This is a genomic window from Brevundimonas abyssalis TAR-001 (assembly GCF_000466985.1).
In the GTDB taxonomy this organism is placed as follows: domain Bacteria; phylum Pseudomonadota; class Alphaproteobacteria; order Caulobacterales; family Caulobacteraceae; genus Brevundimonas; species Brevundimonas abyssalis.
Genome location: NZ_BATC01000010.1, coordinates 66,633 through 72,762, shown reverse-complemented (window position 1 = coordinate 72,762; position 6,130 = coordinate 66,633). Strand labels below are relative to the sequence as shown.

Sequence of the window (6,130 nt, the reverse complement as noted above, 5' to 3'; positions counted from 1 at the left end):
CACCGCCCGCCTGATCGCCCAGGCCGCGCTGGAGCGCCGTGAAAGCCGGGGCGGCCACTTCCGCGCCGACCATCCCGACGCCGCTTCCCACGCCCGCCACACACGCATCACCCTGTCCCCCTCACCCGTCGCCATGGCCGCTGAATGAGCCTTCCCCCCATCCTGATCGAACCGGTGGTCCGCGCCGCCCTGGCCGAGGATCTGGGCCGGGCGGGCGACGTCACCGCCGCCGCCTGCATTCCCGCCGGAACCCGCTGGACCGCCGTCTTCGCCGCGCGCCAGGCCGGGACCATCGCCGGACTGAACTGCGCCCGCCTGGCCATGACGACGCTGGATCCCGAAGCCCGCTTCACCGCCCATGTCGAGGATGGTGACACGGTGGCCGCCGGAACCGTGCTGGCCGAGGTCGAGGCCGACGCCCGCGCCATCCTGTCGGCCGAGCGCACGGCCCTGAACCTGCTGGGGCGTCTGTCGGGGATCGCCACCCTGACCCGCGCCTATGTCGACGCGGTTTCCGGCGCCAAGGCCCGCATCGCCGACACCCGCAAGACCACCCCGGGCCTGCGCGCGCTGGAGAAGCACGCCGTGGCCATGGGCGGCGGGCTGAACCACCGTTTCGGTCTGGATGACGCCATCCTCATCAAGGACAACCACATCGCCGTCTGCGGCGGGGTGGGCGAAGCCATCCGCCGCGCCCGCGCCCGCGCCGGGCACCTGATGAAGATCGAGGTGGAGGTGGACGGCCTGCATCAACTGGACGAGGCCCTGGCTGAACGGCCCGACGTGGTCATGCTGGACAATTTCAGCCTGGATGACCTGCGTACGGCTGTCGCGCGGACGAAGAGGCAAGTCGTGCTCGAGGCCTCCGGCGGCGTCAATCTCGACACCGTCGCCGCCATCGCCGCCACCGGCGTGGACGTGATCTCGGTCGGCGCCCTGACCCATTCGGCGCCCTCTCTCGATATCGGCCTTGATGCGGCCTGAGACCTGACGGCGATTTAATCCCCGCCGGCGCATCCGTTTGCACTGCCCGGCCCCTCCTGCAGAACAATGATCATTCAGGGAGGGTGAAACCATGTCCGTCCATCGCCGCGCCGTGCTGGGCGCCACCGCCTCCGCGTTGGCCGCCTCGTCAGTTCGCGCCCAGACTCCCGCCGCCCAGACTCCGGCCGCCCCGACGGCGCTGGAAGAGCGCCTCGTCGAGGCCGCCCGCGCCGCCCGTCACCGCCTAGACTACGACGCGCGCGCTTCTCCGGCCCGGCCTGGGACCTGCTGGTCGAGCGAGGCCGGACGGCCCAGTTCTTCCTGCTGGGCGAGGACCATGGCATCGCCGAAAACCCGAAGCTGGCCGCGGCGCTCTACGCGGCCCTCGTCCCGGCAGGCTACGAGAAGCTGGCGGTCGAGATTTCTCCGCCCATGGCCGCGGAATTGGACGCGGCCGTAACCGCCGGCGGGATCGACGGCCTGCGCCGCCTGTTCGCCGATCCGGGCGCCAGGTCGCCTTCTTCGGCATGGCCGAGGAAGCTGAACTGCTGGCCGCGGCACGTCAGGCCTCCCCCGACGGACCGTTCCTCTGGGGTCTGGACTATGAGGTCGGCGGCGACCGCCGGCTGATCACCCGTCTGCATGAGGCGCCCAAGCCCGCGGCGGCGACGGCGGCCCTCGCGGAGCTGAAGGCGGCGTCCGACGCCTCCTGGGCCCGCTACGAAGAGACCCGCAATCCCCAGTTCATCTTCAGCTTCAGCGGCGACCCGGCGCTGGTCCGCGCCGTCCGCGCCGCCTGGCCCGATCCCGATGCGGACAGCGGCTGGATCCTCGACACCCTCGAGGAGACCTTCGAGATCAACCGGCTGTGGGTGAGCCAGCAGGGCCACGAGTCGAACCTGCGGCGCGCCCGCTTCAACCGGGCCAACCTGCTGCGCTACTGGCGCCATGAGCGGGCCCGCGACCGCGCGCCGCGCGTGATGTTCAAGTTCGGGGCGGGACACATGGTCCGCGGCCTCAGCCCGACCGCCGTGTTCGACATCGGAACCCTGGCGCCGGAGATCGCGGCGACGGTTGGCGGCGAGGCTTATCACCTGCTGGTGCTGCCCGGCGCCGGATCGCAGGTGGCCGGCTTCGACCCCACCGCCTGGACCTACCGTCCGGGCGAAGCCGGTCACTACGGACAGGGACTGGAGCCGATCATCGGCCAGGCCCTGCCGGACGCCTTCACCCTGATCGATCTGCGGCCGTTGCGGCCGCTGATCCCGGGCGGCCGCCTGGCCGCCGCCGGGACCGATCTGTCGCGACTGGTCCACGGCTTCGACGCGGTGCTGGTGATGTCCGGATCTACGCCGTCGACGAATCTCTGACCGGTCACCTCCGGCGCGTCCCCGGCGCTGGACGTGGGTCTCGACGCCGGGTGAACGCCGCTCTGGAACCGGACGGCCTCGCCGCCGGTTTTCAGGTCATGTTCAAGCGCAAGAAAAGCCAGACCGGCCCCGCCATCGATCAGGCTTCGGCCGTCCCCGTGGAAGACAAGGTCTTCAACAATACGGACGGCGGCATAAGCATGTCGCAGCCGCAGACGCCCGACGAGCAGGATGATTTCGGCAAGTCCCGTCTCAACGCCCCGCCCGCCTCGCTGGGGACAGCGCCCCAGCCGACGGATTAGAGCCTGATCGGTTGAGTTCGACCGAAATCTGAGCTCCGTTGGACGGTCCCAACTGAGCCGATTTCGGTCTAGGCGGCGGCGTCTTCCTCGGCGGTCGGCGCCGGAGCCGTTTGCGGGCGGGTCTGGGCGCGCGGCGCGGCCGGGGCTTCCTGGGTCGCAGGCTCGGCGGCCGGACGCGTCTCCCGCTCGGCCATGCTCTCCTGGGCCCACAGCACCGTATAGGCCACCGCATTGCCCGCCTGACGGACCGTCTCTGACGGGTCCAGGCTGGCCTGGATCACCTGGGTGTCGGACGCGGTGGACGGGCGCGCCGCATAGGTGAAGGCGCCCGACGAGCCGTTGCGGCCGCCGAAGCGATAGAACAGGTGGCTGCCCACCTGCCCGACCGGCACCAGCGAATGACGCCAGCGCGGCGACACGGCCGTGGTGTGGAAATGGGTGGCGTTGCCGACGGCGCTGTAAACCTGACCCGACAGGGCGGACGAGGCCACGTCGTGGGCCCGGCGCCAGGCCGACTGGTTCACGCCGCGACGCATGGCGCCGTTGCAGGTGAAGCTGAACTGGCAGCCGGTCGAGCGGTTCGCGCCCTGATAGACCACGCCGCAGACGCTGTTGGGGAAGGCCCCGTGACGGGCGCGGTTCAGGACCACCTGGGCCACGGCCTGCATGCCGGCCCGGCCTTCGCCGCGGGCTTCATAATAGACGGCCTGGGTCAGGCACTCGAGATCGCGCGAGGCGTCCAGGGCGCCGGCCAGGCGGAACGGCTGGGCCGCGGGCCCGGTCATGCTGACGCGGCGAAGACCCGCATCGGTGCTGGAAGTGGCGCGCAGGCTTTCCAGCCGGGCGGTGAGCATTTCGGATTGGCGGTCACGCTGGGCCGAACCGGCCACGGTGTAGGGGTCGTGCCGTCGCGCGATGGTCAGGGCGCTGGCGTCCAGCCCCCCCGCTGCGGCCGACAGCGCCTCTTCGGTGAATCCCACGGCGGTGGCGCCCGCGATTCGCTCGGCCTGCACCCGCGTGGTGGTCGCCTTGGCGACGGTTCCACCCAGATAGGCGCAGCCGATGGCCAGGCCCACCAGACCGCCCAGGGCGGCCGCCGCGGTCATCGGGCGCATCTGCGGCGCACGGATGGCAGACGGAGAATTGGGCGTGGTCGTGGGCTTCCGTGAGGAATTCGACAAGGATGCAGTCCTGAGTGACAGGGGCAGGATTGCGCCCCCAGGCAGTCTGGCCCCCTCGACGCAAGATCGGCGCCGGTACGCAGGGGCATAGCCGCCGGTCAACTTCCCGTGACCGACGCAGGGCGCTTAAGCCATCGGAATATGACTTCAATGTGGCCGATTCGCAATCGCCCTGTGCAGCGCAACATTTCGTCGCACCACCCGAACATCATAGAGATGATCCAAGCCATCAGATCCATGATGATCGTCACTCATCTTGTCTGGATGGTATTGGCTCATCTCATATGGTCATCAATATGACCGAACCAAATGCAGAAATGCGGCACTCGCCCCGCGAAATAGTCATTCTCGCCGCTACCGCCGGTGATACATCTTGAAAGACCCCCTCCGTTTGGAACCGGGGGTCGGCAAGAGCGTTAGCCAACGGTTAAGCTGGAGAATAGCCATGCGTCGTCTCACTCGTATTCTGATCCTGTCCGCCGGCGTCGCCGGCCTGGCCGCCTGCGGCGCCAACATGCAGCAGCGCGCCGCCACCGGCGCCATCACCGGCGCGGTCGTCGCCGGTCCCGTTGGCGCCGCCGTCGGCGGGGCGGCCGGTGCGGTGGTGTCCCGCAGTCAGGGCGAACCGGACTAGGGTCAAAGCGGGACGGGCGCGCTGTCAGACCTTCAGCGCGCCCTCATGCTCCAGAAGCCACTTCTTGCGCTCCAGCCCGCCCGCATAGCCGGTCAGCTTGCCCGATGACCCCACCACCCGGTGGCAGGGCACGATGACGCCCACGGGGTTGGCCCCGTTGGCCAGGCCCACGGCCCGCACCGCCGTGGGCGCGCCGATGCGCGCCGCCAGCTGGCCATAGGTCTCGGTGCGCCCGGCCGGAATCTCGGTCAGGGCCTGCCACACCCGCCGCTGGAACGCCGTGCCTCCGGTGGCCCAGGGGATTCGCTTCAGCGCCTCCACTTCCCCGCCGAAATAGTCCGTCACCGCCTCGCGCACCCCCGCCGGCGCGGCGCCGGCCTCCAGGATCACCGTTCCGTAGTGCAGGCGCAGCAGGCGCCGCATGCGCTCTTCGTAGTCCGCGAAGTCGAAGGCGCGCACCACGCCCTCCCCGTCGAACACCACCAGCACCTCGCCCAGCGGGGTGGCGATCCGGTCCAGCTGAAAGGTCTCAGGCCGCCTGGTCATGTCTCGTCTCCTGTTCGATCAACGCCGCCACGCCCAGGCCCTCGGTCCTGAGGTGCGCCGCGCCATAAGCCCGCCAGGGCCGCCAGCCTTCGGCCCGGGCCGCAATCCGTTCGTCCGCGTCATCCAGCCGGTCGCTCATCAGGCGCCCGGATCATCCACCTGCCAGTCCCCGACCAGCCGCAGCCCCGGGCGCCGGCTCACCAGCGGCGCCAGCGCCGGATCGGCGGACAGGTGGGCCGCGATCATGGCCGGGTCGGCGGTCAGGTCGAACACCCGACGCACCCGCGCCAGCACCCCGGGCAGGCCCGTGATGTCCGGAATCGACACATGCACCGCCAGCCGGTCGCGCCCGGCGGGTTCCACCGTCACCGCCCCGCCGCCCTCGATCTCGCGCATCCAGCGTCCGCCCTCGACCCGCTCCAGCGGCGCGGCCCGCGCCGCCAGGGCCGCAAGCATCCCGTCCCAGTCATAGGGCGGGCGGTAGGCCAGCATCAGCCGCACCCCCTCCCCCGGCGCCGCATCGGGCGCCGTGCCCCGCCGCAGGGCGGAGGGCGGACGGCGGTACAGCCGCTGGAAGGTCTCGTTGAACCGCCGCACGCTGCCGAAGCCCGCCGCCATGGCGACCTCGGCCATGGGCATGCGCGTTTCCTGAACCAGCTGCTTGGCCAGCAGCACCCGCCGGGTCTGGGCCACGCTGACCGGCGCGGCGCCCAGATGCTGGCGGAACAGGCGGCGCAGCTGGCGCTCGCCCACCCCCAGCCGCCCGGCCAGGGCCTCCACGTCGCCCCCATCCAGAGCCCCCGCCTCGATCAGGGCCAGCCCCCGGCTGACGGTGTTCGAGGTGCCCCGCCACGCCCCCATGTCCGGGGCCGTCTCGGGCCGGCAGCGCAGGCAAGGCCGGAACCCCGCCTCCTCCGCCTCCGCCGCCGAGCGGTAGAAGCGGATGTTCTCACGCTTCGGCGTCCGCGCCGGACAGATCGGGCGGCAATAGATCCCCGTCGTCTTCACCCCGCCGAAGATCTTCCCGTCGAAGCGGGCGTCCCGGGCGACGACGGCGCGATAACAGGCGTCCTGATCCAGTTCCATGCCGCGCAGAATGCGCCTGCGCCGCGA

At 70.8% G+C, this 6,130-nt stretch carries 10 protein-coding genes; 6 read left to right on the top strand and 4 right to left on the bottom strand.

Annotated features, from left to right (window positions below):
* Window positions 1-10: 10 nt before the first annotated feature.
* From MBEBAB_RS15595 to MBEBAB_RS04760, 4 genes are all read left to right on the top strand, one after another.
* A complete protein-coding gene (locus MBEBAB_RS15595; protein WP_306301990.1) occupies window positions 11-148 on the top strand; it encodes a hypothetical protein in 138 nt (45 codons plus the stop codon).
* Window positions 145-984: a carboxylating nicotinate-nucleotide diphosphorylase gene (gene nadC / locus MBEBAB_RS04770; protein WP_021696806.1), complete on the top strand. Its 840-nt coding sequence runs from the start codon at window positions 145-147 to the stop codon at window positions 982-984. The genes MBEBAB_RS15595 and nadC overlap by 4 nt, the downstream gene beginning before the upstream one ends.
* Window positions 985-1,511: 527 nt before the next feature.
* Entirely contained in the window at window positions 1,512-2,354 is an 843-nt protein-coding gene (locus tag MBEBAB_RS04765; protein ID WP_021696805.1) for a hypothetical protein, read from the top strand.
* 50 nt (window positions 2,355-2,404) lie between these two features.
* Window positions 2,405-2,656, top strand: coding sequence for a hypothetical protein (locus tag MBEBAB_RS04760; protein WP_021696804.1), 252 nt, complete (start codon window positions 2,405-2,407; stop codon window positions 2,654-2,656).
* A gap of 68 nt (window positions 2,657-2,724) precedes the next feature.
* On the opposite strand, the gene MBEBAB_RS04755 is transcribed toward MBEBAB_RS04760, so the two are convergent.
* Window positions 2,725-3,771 (bottom strand): cell wall hydrolase, encoded by a 1,047-nt coding sequence (locus MBEBAB_RS04755; protein ID WP_231378806.1) that lies wholly within the window; start codon window positions 3,769-3,771, stop codon window positions 2,725-2,727.
* Between the two features lie 218 nt (window positions 3,772-3,989).
* Here MBEBAB_RS04755 and MBEBAB_RS16075 point away from each other — a divergent pair, with 218 nt between their 5' ends.
* Both MBEBAB_RS16075 and MBEBAB_RS04750 read left to right on the top strand, forming a co-directional pair.
* Window positions 3,990-4,214, top strand: coding sequence for a hypothetical protein (locus MBEBAB_RS16075; protein ID WP_148291443.1), 225 nt, complete (start codon window positions 3,990-3,992; stop codon window positions 4,212-4,214).
* A gap of 68 nt (window positions 4,215-4,282) precedes the next feature.
* Window positions 4,283-4,471 carry a hypothetical protein gene (locus MBEBAB_RS04750; RefSeq protein ID WP_021696802.1) on the top strand — a complete coding sequence of 63 codons (189 nt, stop codon included), beginning with the start codon at window positions 4,283-4,285 and terminating at the stop codon, window positions 4,469-4,471.
* Window positions 4,472-4,495: 24 nt separating this feature from the next.
* Here MBEBAB_RS04750 and MBEBAB_RS04745 read toward each other — a convergent pair whose 3' ends face one another.
* Genes MBEBAB_RS04745 through MBEBAB_RS04740 form a run of 3 tightly spaced genes read right to left on the bottom strand, consistent with a single transcriptional unit; the run spans window position 4,496 to window position 6,103 of the window.
* Window positions 4,496-5,017 (bottom strand): methylated-DNA--[protein]-cysteine S-methyltransferase, encoded by a 522-nt coding sequence (locus MBEBAB_RS04745; RefSeq protein ID WP_021696801.1) that lies wholly within the window; start codon window positions 5,015-5,017, stop codon window positions 4,496-4,498.
* Window positions 5,001-5,156 (bottom strand): hypothetical protein, encoded by a 156-nt coding sequence (locus tag MBEBAB_RS16455; protein WP_021696800.1) that lies wholly within the window; start codon window positions 5,154-5,156, stop codon window positions 5,001-5,003. Before MBEBAB_RS16455 ends, MBEBAB_RS04745 begins: the two co-directional genes overlap by 17 nt.
* Window positions 5,156-6,103, bottom strand: a complete 948-nt coding sequence (locus MBEBAB_RS04740) for a bifunctional transcriptional activator/DNA repair enzyme AdaA (RefSeq protein ID WP_021696799.1) — start codon at window positions 6,101-6,103, stop codon at window positions 5,156-5,158. The genes MBEBAB_RS16455 and MBEBAB_RS04740 overlap by 1 nt, the downstream gene beginning before the upstream one ends.
* Between the last annotated feature and the right edge of the window lie 27 nt (window positions 6,104-6,130).

Coding starts and splice junctions, on each gene's coding strand:
- nadC (WP_021696806.1), top strand. CDS start 145: ATGAGCCTTCCCCCCATCCTGATCGAACCGGTGGTCCGCGCCGCCCTG.
- MBEBAB_RS04765 (WP_021696805.1), top strand. CDS start 1,512: ATGGCCGAGGAAGCTGAACTGCTGGCCGCGGCACGTCAGGCCTCCCCC.
- MBEBAB_RS04755 (WP_231378806.1), bottom strand. CDS start 3,771: ATGCGCCCGATGACCGCGGCGGCCGCCCTGGGCGGTCTGGTGGGCCTG.
- MBEBAB_RS04750 (WP_021696802.1), top strand. CDS start 4,283: ATGCGTCGTCTCACTCGTATTCTGATCCTGTCCGCCGGCGTCGCCGGC.
- MBEBAB_RS04745 (WP_021696801.1), bottom strand. CDS start 5,017: ATGACCAGGCGGCCTGAGACCTTTCAGCTGGACCGGATCGCCACCCCG.
- MBEBAB_RS16455 (WP_021696800.1), bottom strand. CDS start 5,156: ATGAGCGACCGGCTGGATGACGCGGACGAACGGATTGCGGCCCGGGCC.
- MBEBAB_RS04740 (WP_021696799.1), bottom strand. CDS start 6,103: ATGGAACTGGATCAGGACGCCTGTTATCGCGCCGTCGTCGCCCGGGAC.